Origin of the sequence: Streptomyces sp. NPDC005576, assembly GCF_042871745.1 — a bacterium.
In the GTDB taxonomy this organism is placed as follows: domain Bacteria; phylum Actinomycetota; class Actinomycetes; order Streptomycetales; family Streptomycetaceae; genus Streptomyces.
This window is the reverse complement of the sequence record NZ_JBIAJC010000001.1, coordinates 606,093-620,454: the sequence shown is the minus strand read 5'-3', so window position 1 is coordinate 620,454 and position 14,362 is coordinate 606,093. Positions and strand designations below refer to the sequence as shown.

Below are 14,362 nucleotides of genomic sequence, written 5' to 3'. Positions count from 1 at the left end.
CCCGTTCAGCCGATGGTGCGTCCATGCCTCACTTCACGCCGAGCAGTTGCTCGATCGGGTCGATCGCGAAATACACCACGAAGAGCGCCGAGGTGGCCCAGAGCAGCCAGTGGACCTCGCGCGCCTTGCCGAGGGCGGCCTTGATCACGACGTAGGCGAGGAAGCCCGCGCCGATGCCGTTGGTGATCGAGTACGTGAACGGCATGACGGCGATCGTCAGGAAGGCCGGGATGGCGATTTCGTAGCTCTCCCACTCGATGTGGCGGACCTGCGCCATCAGGAGGAAGCCCACCGCGATGAGCGCCGGTGCCGCGGCCTGGGCCGGGACGACGGTGGCCAGCGGGGTGAGGAAGAGCGCGACGGCGAAGAGGGCGCCGGTGACCAGGGAGGCGAAGCCGGTCCGAGCGCCCTCGCCGACACCCGCCGCCGACTCGATGTATGCGGTGTTGGAGGAGGCGGAGGCTGCTCCGCCGACGGCGGCGGCCGCTCCGTCGATCAGCAGGACGCGGCCGATGTTCGGGACGTCGCCCTTCTCGTCGAGCAGTCCGGCCTCCTGGGAGACGCCGACGACCGTGCCCATGGTGTCGAAGAAGTCGCTGAGGATCAGGGTGAAGATCAGCAGGACGATGGTCACGACGCCGACCTGCTGGAAGGCGCCGAAGAGGCTGAAGGAGCCGACGAGCCCGAAGTCGGGGGCGGCGACGAGGTCGTCGGGGACCGAGGGGACGGTCAGGCCCCAGGCGGCCGGCGCGATGTCGGCGATCGCGTTGACGACGACGGCCAGCACGGTGGAGACGACGATACTGATCAGGATGGCGCCCTTGACCCTGCGGGCCATCAGCGCGACGGTGAGCAGCACGCCCACGCAGAAGACCAGCACCGGCCAGCCGGTGAGGTGGCCGACCGCGCCCAGCTGTACGGGAGTCGAGCCGGTCTCGCCGGGGATGCGGGTGACGAACCCGGCGTCGACGAAGCCGATGAAGGCGATGAAGAGCCCGATGCCGACGCTGATGGCCTGCTTGAGGGCGCCCGGGATCGCGCGCATCACGGCCTCGCGCAGCCCGGTGACGACCAGGACGCAGATGATGAGCCCTTCGAGGACGACCATGCCCATCGCGTCGGGCCAGCTCATCAGCGGGGCGATCTGGAACGCGACGACCGCGTTGAGGCCGAGGCCGGCGGCGATGGCGAGCGGGAGATTGCCGCCGAGGCCCATGATCGCGGTCATCACGGCGGCCACCAGCGCGGTGACCGTGACGAGTTGGGGCGTGGAGAGATGGGCGCCGAACTTGTCCTCGGCCGAGCCGAGGATGATCGGGTTGAGGACCAGGATGTACGCCATCGTGAAGAAGGTCGCGAAGCCGCCGCGTATCTCTCGGCCGAGGCTCGATCCGCGTGCGGTGATCGCGAAGTAGCGGTCCAGCGCGTTACGGGGAGCGCCGGGCGACCCGGCGGCCGGTGCGGGACCGGCTGCGGCATCCGGTACGGCCTTCGCCGTCCGCGGCACCTCCGGTGCCTCTGGTGCTGCTGATGCTTCTGCGGCCTCTGGTGCTTCTGGTGCTTCTGGTGTCTCGGGCATGGCGTTCCTCGGGTCGTGAGAGGTCGTGAGAGGTCGGGATCGGTCCGGAGGGATCTGCGGGGCGAGTGACTGAATGTTCCCCTGCGGAAAGGGGGTTCAGGTTTTCGCCGTGTTACGCCTTACTTGGAGTGACACCCGGTTCGCGGCGCGTCCGAGGTGCGCTGGTACGCTCTCGCCCCGCTCGCACCCCTGGGTGCCGCTGAGGGAACGTACACAGCCACCGCGGTTCGCGTACAGGGATTCGAGAGCAGGGAGAGGTACCCGTGGGCACTGTGGTCGACGCTGCCGCTGCCGCCGAGTTCCATCAGTTCTTCGAGGCGCACTACGCCGAACTGGCCCGTCTGGCACATCTGTTGACAGGCGAGGCGGATGCGGCCGATGATCTGGCCGCTGACGCACTGATGGCCCTCTGGCACCGCTGGGACCGGCTGAGGGAGGCCGATCACCCCGTCGCGTACGCGCGCGGGGTCGTCACCAACCTGGCACGCACCCGGATCCGCAGTGCGGTGCGCGAGCGCCGCAGGGTCGCCCTGTTCTGGGCGCCGCGCTCCGGTGGCGGCGACGGGTTCGCCGTCGACGATCCCGACGTGACCACCGTGGTGGACGTCCAGGAGGCGCTGCGTAGGCTGCCGTTCAGGAAACGGGCCTGCGTCGTGCTGCGGCACGCGTTCGACCTGTCCGAGCGGGACACGTCGTTGGTCCTCGGGATATCGGTCGGTACGGTCAAGAGCCAGACCTCCCGGGGGTTGGCGGAGTTGCAGCGGCTCCTGGGCCCCGGGGCGGGCCCGGCTCCTGCGCGGGTGGCCGCGGCGGGGCAGCCCGGCGGAGGAAGGCATTGATGGACGAAGAGCTGCGGGAGCGCCTCCGCGGTGCGGCGCTGGAGCACCGCCCGGACCGCGAACGGATGTGGGCGCGGATCGAGCGCGGGATGGCGCAGGACCCGCCGCCCGGACGCGTGGCACGCCCGCCCCGCGCGGCGATGCCGAGGCTGCGGATCGCGGCGGCGACGGCCGCGGTGTGCGGGGTGCTCGTGGCGGTCTCCCTCGCCGTCGCGTGGACGGGACGCGACGGCGGGTCCGCGCAGCCCGTGGCGGCTTCGCCCGGACCCACGGGGACGGCTGCCGCCCTCTCCGGGGAGCGCGGCAGCCGGCTCCCGGCGGTGAACGGCCCGATGTCCACGCGCGGCACGGTGGACGCCGGAAGCAACGAGTACTGGGCGCAGAACGACGTGCTGGTGACCGCGACCCGGCCGCTGACCTCCCTCACGGTGGAGCTGCGGGTGGCGCTGACCGACGGGGTGGAGGAGACCGGTTCCTGGACCTCGGGGCACCGGGAGGACTACGCCACCTCCGTGGGCAGGGAGGGCGGCTTCCTGGTGTTCCACTGGACCCTGCTGCCGGGCCGTACCGTCCCGCCGGGCACCCTCACCTTCGCGGGGCAGTACGACCACGCGCAGGGCGAACGGGACGCCCGCGGCGACGACTTCACCGTGCGGAGCACCTTCGACGGCGGGGTGTCGGCGAGCGGCGGGGACTTCTCCTCCTCCGGCCGGTAGAGGCTGTCCCGCGATTCCTGACGGGTCCGGTGACGTGGAGCGGGAGAGGACGCGGACCCGCACAGTCCGCACCCTCTCCCGCCGGTGGAGGTCCGCCCGGGGACACCCCGGGCGGACGGGGTCAGCAGTGGCCGCCGGCTCCGGCCTGGCGGTCCACGAGCGCCGGGACGGCGCGCGGCGAGTCGATCCTGGTGCGCAGGACCGGGGTCCAGCCGGCGCCCGATGTGAGCTGCTCGGCGGGGACGCCCGCGTTGTGCACGGCGATCAGATCGGTCTTCTTCCCGTTGACGTAGTTGTCGCCGGCCGTCAGCGGGGACTCCTTCCACTTCTTCAGGATGAGCGCCGGGTCGTGGTCCGCCGAGAGCGTGAACGCGTTGTGCTCGGCGACGAGCTGTGACTCGATGCCGATGCCGTAGGAGTAGCCGTACGCGCTGCCGGCCTGGGCGACGAAGTGGTTGTTGTACGAGTCGACCTGGCCGAAGCGGACGCGCGGGGCACGCTCCTTCAGGTTCTGGAAGAGGTTGTGGTGCAGGGTCACCCGGAGCTTGCCGCGGTCGGTCGCGCCCGCGCTGTCGCTGTTGCCGATGAGCATCGTCTTGTCGTGGTCCTTGAGGACGTTCCAGGAGACCGTGACCAGGTCGGCGCCGCGCACGATGTCGAAGAGCCCGTCGTGCTGCTGGTAGACGGTGCCGAAGTAGTGCGGCTGGGCGGAGTCGGGGCGGTCGCCGTCGCTGAAGGTGTTGTGGTCGACCCAGACGTGGGTGGAGTTGGTGACGACGAGGTTGTCGTACTCCGAGTTCCACGCCCCGGTCGAGGTGTCGGTCGGGTCCCACTGCGGGAAGCAGTCGTAGGTGTCCTCGAAGCTGAGGTTGCGGACGATGACGTTCGAGACGTTCTTGACCTGGAGGCTCGCGCCGATGACGGTGGCGTCGTCGCCGACACCGATCAGGGTGGTGTTCGAGGGGACCGGCACGTTGACGGCCGCCGCCTGGAGTGCGGCGGAGGCGGCACGGGCGTCCTCCAGCGGGCCGCTGGGGACGGCGTCGGTGCCCCAGACCGCCGGGTCGTAGGCGGCGAGGTACTTCTCCAGGGTGTAGCCGCCGGTGTAGTAGTCCTCGCAGCCGATGGGGGTGCCGTTCACGTCGGAGTTGCCGTGGACGGTCCCGGCGATCCTGACGATCTTGGGGGCGTCTCCGGCGTCCTCGAACGCGGCGATCAGCTCGGCGCGGTTGGTGACCGTGTAGACGTGGTCGCGGGTGGCCGCCGAACCGCCGGTGGTCGAGCCGTCCGCGGCGGCCCAGCCGTCGTTGGCGGGGAGCACGGCGCGCTCGATCGGCTTCGGGTGCGGCCGGCCGGCGGCCTGGGCGGGGAGCGGGACGGCGAGGGCGAGGGAGGCACAGCCCATCACCACGGTGATGGCACGGATGTGACGCATGCGTGCGGGCATGGGATTCCTTCGGTTCGTTGCGGTGGATGGGTGAGCGGCGCGGGGGGCCGGGTGGAAGCCGGACCGGAGGGCGTTCACGCCTGCGGCCAGGTGATCCACTCGACCGGGACGGGGGTGGTGAGCCGGTGCGTCTCGCCCGGGGCGAGCACGCGGGCGTCCACCAGAGCGCGGGCGGTCGTCCGGGCGACGTCGATCGCGCCGCGCGGCTGGAAGTGCGTGTTGTCCCGCACTCCGTCCGGGTAGTTCGGGGACTGCCCCGGCTCCAGCCAGTTGAAGTACCCCTGGGTGGCGTCAGGCCCCAGCTCCTGCCAGCGGGCGAGGGTGAGCGCCTGGGTGTCGATCAGCGGTACGCGCTCCTCCGCGGCCAGTGCGCGCATCGCGGCGGGGTACTCGCCGTGGCTGGGCCGGGCGGTGCCGTCCTCGGCGAAACGGCGGCGCTCGACGGGGGTGAGGAGGACGGGCCGGGCGTGCCGCGCCCGGGCCGCCGTGACGTAGCTCCGCAGGTGTTCCTGGTAGGTGGTCCAGGGGTCGGTGCCGCGCAGCGGATCGGCGGTCTTCTCGTCGTTGTGCCCGAACTGGATGAAAAGGAAGTCGCCGGCGCGGACACCGGGGAGGAGCGCGGCGAGGAGGCCCTCGTCGATGAAGCTCTTCGAACTGCGCCCGTTCATAGCGTGGTTGGCGACCCGTAATCCCCGGCCGAGGAAGAACGGCAGGGCCGTGCCCCAGCCGGTCTCGGGTGCCGCGTCGGCGTACTTCTGGGCGGCCGTCGAGTCGCCCGCGATGTGCACGGTACGGGGACGGGGCCGTCCGCTCCCGCCCCTGGCCACCGCCGGGGTGGCGGCCAGGGCCAGAGGCAGGGCCGCGAGTGCGGCCGCCGTCCTTCTGCGGGTGAGTGACACGGTGTACCTGCCTCCCAGGTCGTACGGGGTGGAGGGGAGCCGGCGGCGGGGCGCGTTCCGGACCGCCGCCGGTTCCCGGTCATGGGGGGTGGTGCGGGTGCTTGTGGGGTGGCGTCCTTGTGGGGTGGCGTCCGGCGGATCAGCCGTTGCCCAGTTCCTTCCACTCCTTCTGGGCGGCGTTCAGCTCGCCGGCGATCTTGTCCAGGAAGTCCTTCGCGGAGACCTTGCCGAGCAGCAGCTTCTGGAACTCCGGCTCGTTGTCGGCCTTGCTGATGTTGTTCCAGTCGGGCAGGTAGTACGGCAGGTTCACGATCTTGGTGGAACCGTCGGTGAGGGCCTTGGCCGCGAGCGCGGTCGGCTCGGAGGCGGTGATCCACGGGTCCTTGGCCGCCTCGGTGTTGGCGGGGATGGCGCCGGCCGACTCGTTCCACTTGCTGTTGGAGGCGTGCGAGGCGGCGAACTCGATGAACTTCCAGGCGGCGGTCTTGTTCTTGCTGCTGCGGAAGAGGCCGAGTCCGTCGACCGGGTTGGAGACCTGGACGCGGGTGCCGCCGTCACCGATCGGGTTCGGGATGCCGGCGAACTTGTCCTCGCCGAGCGCCTTCACGTGGTCCTGGTAGGAGCCGAGGTTGTGGCTCAGCATGCCGATCGTGCCGGTGTCCCATTGCGCGACCATCTTGGTGAAGTCGTTGTTGACGTCGGCGGACGGCGTCGCCTTCTTGAAGAGGCCGACGTACTTCTCCAGCGCGGCCACGTTCTTGGGGTCGTTGACCGTGGTGGTGTCGCCGTTCCAGAAGTCCGTGATGCCCGACTGCCCGTAGGAGGCGTCCAGTGCCTGGGCTATGGAGCCCGCCCCGCCTCTGATGGTGTAGCCGAACTTGTTGTGCTTGGTGTCGGTCAGCTTGTCGGCCGCCTCGTAGAAGTGGGCCCAGGTCGAGGGCGCCTCCAGGCCGGCGGCCTTGAACAGGTCGGTGCGGTACCAGAGGGTTCCGTTGTTCGCCGAGGTCGGCACGGAGTACATGTCGTCGCCCCGGCCGCCGGCGTCCTTGACGCTCGCGACCATGCCCTCGACGAGCTTGCCCTTCAGCGAGGACTTCTCGATCCGGTCCTGGACCGGCTCCAGCGCCTCCTGCGAGACGATGTTGGCGAGGTACGCGGTACCGACACCGCCGACGTCCGGCAGGCCGCCGCCCGCGATGGCGGTGTCGTACTTGGACTGCACGTCGGCGATCGGGATCGGGACGTACTTGACCTTGATGTTCGGGTTCTCCTTCTCGAAATCCTTGATGATCTCGGTCCAGATCTCGGTGCGCGGGCCGCCGTTGTTGTCCCAGAAGGTGATCTCGCCCTTGCCGCTGCCCTCGGTGCCCGAGCTGCTGCCGTCGTCGCCGCAGGCGGTGGCGGTCAGGGCGAGCATCGCGGTCAGCGAGACCGCCGCGGCGGTGCGCCCCCGGGACTTCTTGGAGATGGTCATCGTTCGGCTCTTCTCTGTGGGTGGGTGTGGATGTGCCGTGTACGCCGTGTATGTGGGGGGCGTCAGTGCCGGCGGTGCGGTGCCCAGCCGTCCTCGCCCGCGAGGTAGTCGCCCACCTCGTGGAGCGCGGCATCGGCCGGGGACATCTGGGGGCGGTCCGTGGTGGCGGCGGCGCCGGGACCGTAGGTCCGGTACTCGCTGAACCGGGCTTCCCGCCAGGGGAAGCCGCTCATGTCGGACCAGGGGCTCGCCTTGACGGCGGCGGGCAGCGACGTCTCGCGGATCAGGACCTGGCCGATCGCGTCGGGGTTGCCGCTCGGGTGCCAGGGGCGGCCGAGATGGAAGGTGTCCGCGGGAGCGTCGCTGATGACCCGGCTGCGGGTGATCAGGATGCCGTACGGGTTCTCCTTCCAGGTGGAAGCAGCCGTGATGTAGCCGTTGTTGGTGTCCGAGCCACGGCTGAGCGCCTTGATCACGGAGTTCTCGACGACGGTGGTGGCGCGGCCGTAGAGGAAGTCGACGTCGCCTTCGATGTACGCGCCGGTGATGTAGACGCGGGCCTTCTGGGTGAGTGCCGGGGTGTCGGTCATCAGGGTGTCCTGGTTGCCGAGGAATCCGGTGTTCTCGAAGGTCAGCCGGTCGCCGGTGGTCTTCACGGCGAGCGCCTGCTCGCCGCTGATCTCCACGGCGGCCTCGTCGAAGTCGTTGGAGAAGGTGAGGTTTCGGGCCGTGAAGTCGTGGCCCTCCACCAGGACGGTGGCGCTTCCGGTGGACCCCTGTGTGGTGCCGTCGGGCTTGAGTTCGCCCTGCGGGGTGTTGAAGACGACGAGGGTGTCCGAGCGCCGCCGGCCGGTGCCGACGAGGGAGACGTACGGCTGGTTCTTGCCGACGCGGACGTGTTCCCGGTACGTGCCGGGCGCCAGGCGCACGGTGATCCGGCCGTCGTTGCCGGCGGGCACCGCGTCGACGGCCGCCTGCACGGTGGCGTACTCGGCGGGGACCCGCAGCACGGTATCGGTACCGATGTCCCGCTGCGGACCGGTGAGGCGGTCGGCCACTGCCGGCCGGCCGTCGGCGAACCAGTTGTGGTCGAAGGTGAGCCGGTCCGTGGCGCCGGTCGTCCGGCCGGGTCCCTGCGCGGCGTGGCGGTTCTCGAACCGGTTGCGGGAGACGGTGAGGTACCGGCTGCCGTCGCGGAGGTCGAGCCCGGTGCCCGTGCCCGTGAAGCGGTTGTGGTCGATCCAGACGTGGTCGGCGCCGTCCGTCCGGATGGCGGCGGGCTCCGCGGCGCTCCCCTCCCGGTCACCCTCGGCGGACGAGTCGTGGAGGGTGAGGTTGCGGATGATCACGTTGTGGGTGCCGGGGCGCAGGCGGAGTGGGCCGTCGACGACCCCTGCGGTCTCCCCGACGCCGACGATGCTCTTGTCGGAGGTCACGTCGATGTCGTGACCGAGGGGTTCGCCCGTCAGTGGTCCGGCGACCCGGATGATCCAGGGTCCTTCGGCGCCCGCGTAGGCCGCCAGGTCCGCCGGGGTGGTGACGGTGACGACCCGGCCGCCGCCGCCCCCGGTCGTCCCGCCGGCCAGGGCGGCGGAGCCGTACGGGACGTCGGTCCGGGTGGGCGACCCGGACGGCTCCACCTCGCCGGACGGCGGGGCGGAGACCTGGGCCGGCGGGGCGGGGACGTGGGCCGCGCCCGCGGCGGGGCTCGCGGGCAGGAGGAAGGCCCCGGCCAGGGCGAGCGCCGCGACCGGCGTGCTTCTTCGGCTGCGCGTGGTACGGAGGTGCGTCATTGCGGCTCCCATACGTGCGGTACAGATGTGTCCGTGGTGCGGTGCGAGGTGCGTGCGTGCGGTACAGGTGTGGCCGTGCTTGCGGTGCGTGACGTGCTGAGCGGCCGGCGTGCTGAGCGGGTGAGGCGATGAGCGGTTGACGTGCGGAGCGGGTGCCCGTGCGGGCGACGGTGCGCGTACGGACTGCGGGGCGGGACGAGCGGTAGTGCGGGTGCTGCGTGCCGGTGCTGCGTGCGGTGACCGGGGTGCGGTTACTCGGGTGCCGGGGCGTGGAAGGCGGTGAACTCGGCGGTGCCCGCGGGTCCCGGGCCGGCGGGCGCCGTGGCGAAGAGGCCGAGCAGCGCGCCGACCCACCGCCACGGTTCGGCGGCGAAGACCTGGCCCGAGGGGCGGAAGCCGTCCCCCGTGTCGGCGTGGAAGCGGCAGCGGGCGCCCGGGCTCACTTCGACGCGGAGCCGGACCTGCCCGTCGGGCGCAGGCCGGGGCGGTGCGGCGTCCCGTTCGTGCTCGGCGACGCTCTCCGCGTACCGGTGCACCAGCGACACCGCGCCGTCCTCGCCGCGTTCGAGGCCGATCCAGCTGACCGCGTCGCCGAGTACGGCCAGTCCGGCCTTGGCACCGGGCACGTCGCTGCCGAGGGTGAGCGACACCTCCACGGTGAACTCCTCGGCGGGCAACCGCTGGACGAGTACGTTCGGCAGGGTCCGCAGGTCGTGCGCGTGCGCGGTGCGGACACAGGCGAGCCGTAGCCCGTCTCCGGCGTGTTCGACGGTCCAGCCGGCCCGCGGGTTGGCGGTCCACTGCCACTGCCGCCCGTACCGGCCGCCGGGGAAGCCGTCCGCGAACGCCGGTGCTTCCACCGGCTGTTCGGGCGCGACCGGCTTGGCGTGCACGAGGACGGGTTCGCCGTCGTCGCCGAGGACCGGCCACCCCGTCTCGTCCCAGCGCATCGGCTGGAGGTGGACGACCCGTCCGTACGCGCCCCGCTCCTGGAAGTGCAGGAACCAGTCCTCGCCCGCCGGGGTGCGGACCCAGCCGCCCTGGTGGGGGCCGTTGACCGCGGTACGGCCCTGGGCCAGGACGACGCGCTCCTCGTACGGCCCGGAGAACTCCTTCGACCGGAAGGCGCCCTGCCAGCCCGTGGTCACCCCGCCGGCCGGGGCAAAGATCCAGAACTCTCCCTGGTGCCGGTAGAGCTTGGGTCCTTCGAGGGTGAACCAGCCGGGGATCAGATCCCCGTCGATCAACGTCGCCCCCTCGTCGAGGAGTTCACGTCCGTCGGCGCTCATCCGGTGGCCGGTGAGCCGGTTCTTGATCCCGGAGCGGGACTTGGCCCAGGCGTGGACGAGATAGGCCTCGCCGGTCTCCTCGTCCCAGAGCGGGCAGGCGTCGATCAGGCCCTTGCCCGCCTTCACCAGGTGCGGCGCGCTCCACGGGCCGCGCACGTCCGCGGCGTTGATCTGCTGGATGCCGTGGTCGGGGTCGCCCCAGAAGATCCAGAACCGGCCCGCGTGATGGCGGATCGAGGGTGCCCAGACGCCCCGGTCGTGACGCGGCGCTGCGAAGTCCGCGGCCGGTTCGAGGGTGTCGAGGGCGTGTCCGATCAGCGACCAGTTGACCAGGTCCCGGGAGTGCAGCAGCGGCAGGCCGGGGGCACGGCCGAAGCTGGACGCGGTGAGGTAGTAGTCGTCGCCGACGCGGACGAGGTCGGGGTCGGACCAGTCGGCGTTGAGCACCGGGTTGCGGTAGGTGCCGTCGCCGAGGTCGGCGGTCCACGGCCTGGTCACGCCGTCACCACCTTGCGGACGAGGGCGGCTGCCTCGTCGCGGCCCAGCCGTCCGTCCGCGACGACGGTGACGACCCGCCGCACGACGGTTCCGCCTGGCTCGACCGGCAGCCGGTCCTCGGCCGCGAGGGAGGAGCCGACGCCCGGGTACTCCGTCGTGCGGACGAACCACGGGTCGCGCCGGGTCTCCCCGGTCGCCCCGGCGAAGACGAGGGTCCAGCCGTCGCCCGCCAGCGCGAGCCAGTCGGCCCGGACGCCGTGCACCGCTTCCTCGCCGTCGTCGGTGGCGCTGAACACCTCGGGGGCCCGGTCCTGCTTGGGCGCCCGCCAGAAGAAGCCGCCGTACCCGGCGCCGGGGCGGCCGTTGGTGGCGGGGCTGCCGATGGAGAGGGCGGTGGCGCTCCGGTTGGTGAGGGAGAAGGAGAAGTCCAGCGCCCAGGCGGTGTCGGTCAGCGGGACGACGGCCACGGTGCGGTGCTCGCGGAGCAGTTCGGTGCCGTCGGCCACCCAGCCGAGTTCCTCCACGAAACCGTCCGGGTCGCGGAGCTTCCAGCCGAGGTGCCGCTGGACGCCGTGGTTGTCGAGCGCCGTGGGTCCCTGGTCGCGGACGAAGGTGCGCCCGCCCCAGAAGTTGTACCCGGCGACGTCGGGCACGGCGACCGAGACGCCGAGGTGGTGCGGGTGGTCGGCGGGGCGTTCCTCGGTGACGGGGGTGCCCGCCAGAGTGGTGACGGGGTGCAGGTGGGGGCGCCCGGCCTGGTCGTCGGGACGGTAGCCGTAACGGCCCACGGGGCGGCCCGCGCAACTGAGGTGGAGAGTGTTCACGAGGCGCTCACCTCTCGGGAGCGGGCCCAGGGGGCGCCGAGTTCGGAGAAGAGGGCGAGGGAGTCGGCGCCCGCGTCGATCACGGCGTCGATGCCCCTGACGACGCGCCGGGGGCCCTGGGTGGCGGCCTCGCTGTACCAGGCGTCGGCGGGCAGCGCGGCGGGCTCGGCTCCGGTGCGTACCGCCTCGACCACGCGCATGAAGGCGCCGGTGCGGTGCGGGGGCACCAGGAGGGGGGTGTCGTCGGCGAGGTGGGCGGCGAGGTTCTCCAGCAGGTCGGTGCGGCCGTGCACGGTCTCCTCGGGGCCGTGTCCGGCGCGCTGGAGGAGGACCCGGTCCTGCTTGTACCAGAAGGTGATCCTGCCCCGGTCGCCGTGGACGACGACGTACGGTTCGGCGGCGCGTTCGGCGCAGAGCGTGACGCAGACCGTGACGCGGAGACCGTCGGTGGTGGTGACGCGGAGGCTGCTGGTGTCGTCGGCCTCGATGTCGTGGGCCCGGAAGAGTTCGGTCTCGATGTCGGCGACGTCCGCGGCCGTGCCCTTGTCCGCGAGTTCGAGGGAGGTGGCGACGGCGTGGGCGAGCGGGTTGGTGAGGACTCCGTCGACCACGTCGGTGGAGCCGAGCCGACGGCGCCCGGCCCAGGGCGCGCGCCGGAAGTATGCCTCCTCGCGCACCCAGGCGCCGGCCGCGCCGATTCCCCGGAGCGAGCCGATGGCACCGTCGGCGACGAGCTCGCGGATGGCGGGCACGGCGTGCGAGCCGAAGGACTGGAAGCCGATCTGGCAGGCGGTGCCCGCCTCCCGTACGCCGTCGGTCATCCGGGTGAAGTCGGCGAAGGAGGCCGCCGGGGGCTTCTCCAGGAGGAGGTGGACGCCGCGCCGTGCCGCGGTCAGGGCGAGGTCGGTGTGGGTCGGGATCGGGGTGCAGACCACGGCCGCACGGGCGCCGGTGGAGTCGAGCAGCGCACCGAAGTCGGAGGACTGGAGCGGAGGTTCGGCGGCGAACGGTCCGAGTTCGGCCTCGGTCAGGGGGGTCAGCTCGCAGATGCCGGCGAGCCGGACGACGCCCTGGCGCTGGAGGCGTTCGATGTTGGCGAGGTGCCAGCGGCCGTGGCCCCTGGCGCCGGCCAGGACGATCGGGAGGGGGGTGGTCATCGCGGGTCAGCCCTTCACCGCACCGGCGCTGAAGCCGGTGATCAGCCACTTCTGGATGAAGGCGAAGACGATCACCACGGGGACCGCGGCGATGACTCCGCCCGCGGCCAGCGCGCCCAGGTCGACGCTGTCCGCGCCGATGAGGGTGTTCAGGCCGACCGGGATCGTCTGCTTGTCCTGCTCGCTGAGGAACATCAGGGCGAACAGGAAGTGGTTCCAGCTGTGCACGAAGGCGAAGGAACCGACCGCGATCAACCCGGGGCGCAGCAGCGGGAGTACGACGGCGCAGAAGGCACGGAAGCGGGAACATCCGTCCACCCAGGCGGCTTCCTCCAGCGTGACGGGCACGTTCTTGATGAACCCGCTGATGAGGATGATCGACAGGGGGAGCTGGAAGACCGTCTCCGCGATGACCACGCTGCCCAGCGAGTTGATCATCTGGAGGTTCTTGAAGATCTCGAAGAGCGGTACGAGCATCAGCGCGCCCGGGATGAACTGCGAGCAGAGCAGCGCCAGCATGAAGGCGCCCTTGATCTTGAAGTCGAAGCGGGCCAGGGCGTATCCGCCGGCCAGCGCGACCAGAGTGGTGGCGATGAGGGTGGCGACCCCCACCATCATGCTGTTCTGGAAGAAGACGGCGAAGCTGCGTTCCGTCCAGACCTTCTCGAAGTGCTCGCCGGTCATCGGCCAGGGCACCAGCGAGGTGGAGCCGGCCGGGCGGACGGCGAAGAGGAACATCCAGTAGAACGGGATGAGGGTGAAGATCAGGTAGATGCCGAGGGGGAGGTAGATCTGCCAGCGCGGTACGTCGTCGTACGAGCGCGTCCGTCCACGGCGGCGGTGGCCGGCCGGAGGGGTCGCGTCGACGGCCGGAGGCGGGGCGGTGCCGGTCTTCTCGGCGAGTGCTGCGGTCATGTGTGGTCGCCTCCGAACTTGCTCAGGCGCAGATAGACGATCGAGCAGAAGAGCAGGATCACGAAGGCGACGGTCGTCAGCGCGGACGCGTAGCCGAAGTCGTGCCCCTCGATGCCGGTGTTGGCCACGTAGAGGGGAAGTGTGGTGGTCACACCCGCCGGTCCACCGCCCGTGAGGGTGTACAGCAGGTCCACGTTGTTGAACTCCCAGACCGCGCGGAGCAGTGTGGAGAGGATGATCGCGTCCCGCAGGTGGGGCAGGGTGATGTGGATGAACTGCCGGACCCGTCCCGCGCCGTCCACGGAGGCCGCCTCGTAGAGCTCCTTGGAGACGGACTGGAGGTCGGCGAGGATGAGGATGGCGAAGAAGGGGACGCCACGCCAGAGTTCGGAGACGGTGGCGGCCCAGAACACGGTCCCGGTGTCGGAGAGGACCGAGGTGCCGTAGTCGCCGATGCCGGCGTCCGCGAGGTAACGGCTGAACCCCGTCGAGGAGTTGTAGAGCAGGATCCAGATGGTGCTGGTCAGTACGCCGGAGACGGCCCAGGGCGAGAAGACCATGGCGCGGGAGATGCCGCGGCCGATGAAGGACTGGTTGACGATCAGCGCCAGGGCGAGCCCCAGCACGAGCTGGAGGCTGACCTGGGTGACGACCCACTGGGCGCTGAAACCGAGGGTGGACCAGAACTGGTCGTCGTCGGTGAAGATCTTGGTGTAGTTGTCGAAGCCGGCGAAGCCGTTCCGCCAGGGCTTGGTGACGTTGTAGTTCTGCAGGCTGTAGTAGAAGACGCTGAGGACCGGATAAGCGATGAACCCCACCATCAGCAGACCTGCGGGCGCGATCAGCAGATAGGGCAGCTTGCGGGGGGTCGCCGAACGGCGCCTGGGCACCTTGGGCGGTTTGGCCACGGCGGCGGCTTGTGCCATGACACC

At 71.0% G+C, this 14,362-nt stretch carries 12 protein-coding genes; 2 read left to right on the top strand and 10 right to left on the bottom strand.

Annotated elements, in window-relative coordinates; all coding sequences use genetic code 11:
* Window positions 1-28: 28 nt before the first annotated feature.
* The gene (locus ACFYPN_RS02690; RefSeq protein ID WP_389296500.1) at window positions 29-1,579 is read right to left on the bottom strand and encodes an NCS2 family permease; all 1,551 of its coding nucleotides are present in this window, start codon (window positions 1,577-1,579) and stop codon (window positions 29-31) included.
* 263 nt (window positions 1,580-1,842) lie between these two features.
* Here ACFYPN_RS02690 and ACFYPN_RS02685 point away from each other — a divergent pair, with 263 nt between their 5' ends.
* Both ACFYPN_RS02685 and ACFYPN_RS02680 read left to right on the top strand, forming a co-directional pair.
* Complete coding sequence (locus tag ACFYPN_RS02685; RefSeq protein WP_389296499.1) at window positions 1,843-2,418, top strand: SigE family RNA polymerase sigma factor; 576 nt, start codon at window positions 1,843-1,845, stop codon at window positions 2,416-2,418.
* Window positions 2,418-3,134, top strand: coding sequence for a hypothetical protein (locus ACFYPN_RS02680; RefSeq protein ID WP_389296498.1), 717 nt, complete (start codon window positions 2,418-2,420; stop codon window positions 3,132-3,134). Before ACFYPN_RS02685 ends, ACFYPN_RS02680 begins: the two co-directional genes overlap by 1 nt.
* Before the next feature lie 121 nt (window positions 3,135-3,255).
* On the opposite strand, the gene ACFYPN_RS02675 is transcribed toward ACFYPN_RS02680, so the two are convergent.
* The 9 genes from ACFYPN_RS02675 to ACFYPN_RS02635 all read right to left on the bottom strand — a co-directional run bounded on the left by ACFYPN_RS02675 (window position 3,256) and on the right by ACFYPN_RS02635 (window position 14,356).
* On the bottom strand, window positions 3,256-4,581 hold the full coding sequence (locus ACFYPN_RS02675; protein ID WP_389296497.1) for a polysaccharide lyase family 1 protein: 1,326 nt from the start codon (window positions 4,579-4,581) through the stop codon (window positions 3,256-3,258).
* Between the two features lie 74 nt (window positions 4,582-4,655).
* Window positions 4,656-5,480, bottom strand: a complete 825-nt coding sequence (locus tag ACFYPN_RS02670) for a rhamnogalacturonan acetylesterase (protein ID WP_358761347.1) — start codon at window positions 5,478-5,480, stop codon at window positions 4,656-4,658.
* Window positions 5,481-5,619: 139 nt separating this feature from the next.
* Window positions 5,620-6,954 (bottom strand): sugar ABC transporter substrate-binding protein, encoded by a 1,335-nt coding sequence (locus tag ACFYPN_RS02665; protein WP_358761346.1) that lies wholly within the window; start codon window positions 6,952-6,954, stop codon window positions 5,620-5,622.
* A gap of 62 nt (window positions 6,955-7,016) precedes the next feature.
* Window positions 7,017-8,747, bottom strand: a complete 1,731-nt coding sequence (locus tag ACFYPN_RS02660) for a pectinesterase family protein (protein ID WP_389296496.1) — start codon at window positions 8,745-8,747, stop codon at window positions 7,017-7,019.
* A gap of 251 nt (window positions 8,748-8,998) precedes the next feature.
* Window positions 8,999-10,534 carry a family 43 glycosylhydrolase gene (locus ACFYPN_RS02655; RefSeq protein WP_389296495.1) on the bottom strand — a complete coding sequence of 512 codons (1,536 nt, stop codon included), beginning with the start codon at window positions 10,532-10,534 and terminating at the stop codon, window positions 8,999-9,001.
* Complete coding sequence (locus ACFYPN_RS02650; protein WP_358761343.1) at window positions 10,531-11,358, bottom strand: PmoA family protein; 828 nt, start codon at window positions 11,356-11,358, stop codon at window positions 10,531-10,533. Before ACFYPN_RS02650 ends, ACFYPN_RS02655 begins: the two co-directional genes overlap by 4 nt.
* Window positions 11,355-12,515 carry a Gfo/Idh/MocA family oxidoreductase gene (locus tag ACFYPN_RS02645; protein ID WP_358761342.1) on the bottom strand — a complete coding sequence of 387 codons (1,161 nt, stop codon included), beginning with the start codon at window positions 12,513-12,515 and terminating at the stop codon, window positions 11,355-11,357. Before ACFYPN_RS02645 ends, ACFYPN_RS02650 begins: the two co-directional genes overlap by 4 nt.
* Window positions 12,516-12,521: 6 nt before the next feature.
* A complete protein-coding gene (locus tag ACFYPN_RS02640; RefSeq protein ID WP_358761341.1) occupies window positions 12,522-13,430 on the bottom strand; it encodes a carbohydrate ABC transporter permease in 909 nt (302 codons plus the stop codon).
* Complete coding sequence (locus ACFYPN_RS02635) at window positions 13,427-14,356, bottom strand: sugar ABC transporter permease (protein WP_358761340.1); 930 nt, start codon at window positions 14,354-14,356, stop codon at window positions 13,427-13,429. Before ACFYPN_RS02635 ends, ACFYPN_RS02640 begins: the two co-directional genes overlap by 4 nt.
* Window positions 14,357-14,362: the final 6 nt, after the last annotated feature.

What these genes read in the sequence shown, in the direction of transcription:
- ACFYPN_RS02635 (WP_358761340.1), bottom strand. Translation starts at nt 14,356, where the DNA reads ATGGCACAAGCCGCCGCCGTGGCCAAACCGCCCAAGGTGCCCAGGCGC.
- ACFYPN_RS02675 (WP_389296497.1), bottom strand. Translation starts at nt 4,581, where the DNA reads ATGCCCGCACGCATGCGTCACATCCGTGCCATCACCGTGGTGATGGGC.
- ACFYPN_RS02690 (WP_389296500.1), bottom strand. Translation starts at nt 1,579, where the DNA reads ATGCCCGAGACACCAGAAGCACCAGAAGCACCAGAGGCCGCAGAAGCA.
- ACFYPN_RS02640 (WP_358761341.1), bottom strand. Translation starts at nt 13,430, where the DNA reads ATGACCGCAGCACTCGCCGAGAAGACCGGCACCGCCCCGCCTCCGGCC.
- ACFYPN_RS02665 (WP_358761346.1), bottom strand. Translation starts at nt 6,954, where the DNA reads ATGACCATCTCCAAGAAGTCCCGGGGGCGCACCGCCGCGGCGGTCTCG.
- ACFYPN_RS02680 (WP_389296498.1), top strand. Translation starts at nt 2,418, where the DNA reads ATGGACGAAGAGCTGCGGGAGCGCCTCCGCGGTGCGGCGCTGGAGCAC.
- ACFYPN_RS02660 (WP_389296496.1), bottom strand. Translation starts at nt 8,747, where the DNA reads ATGACGCACCTCCGTACCACGCGCAGCCGAAGAAGCACGCCGGTCGCG.
- ACFYPN_RS02645 (WP_358761342.1), bottom strand. Translation starts at nt 12,515, where the DNA reads ATGACCACCCCCCTCCCGATCGTCCTGGCCGGCGCCAGGGGCCACGGC.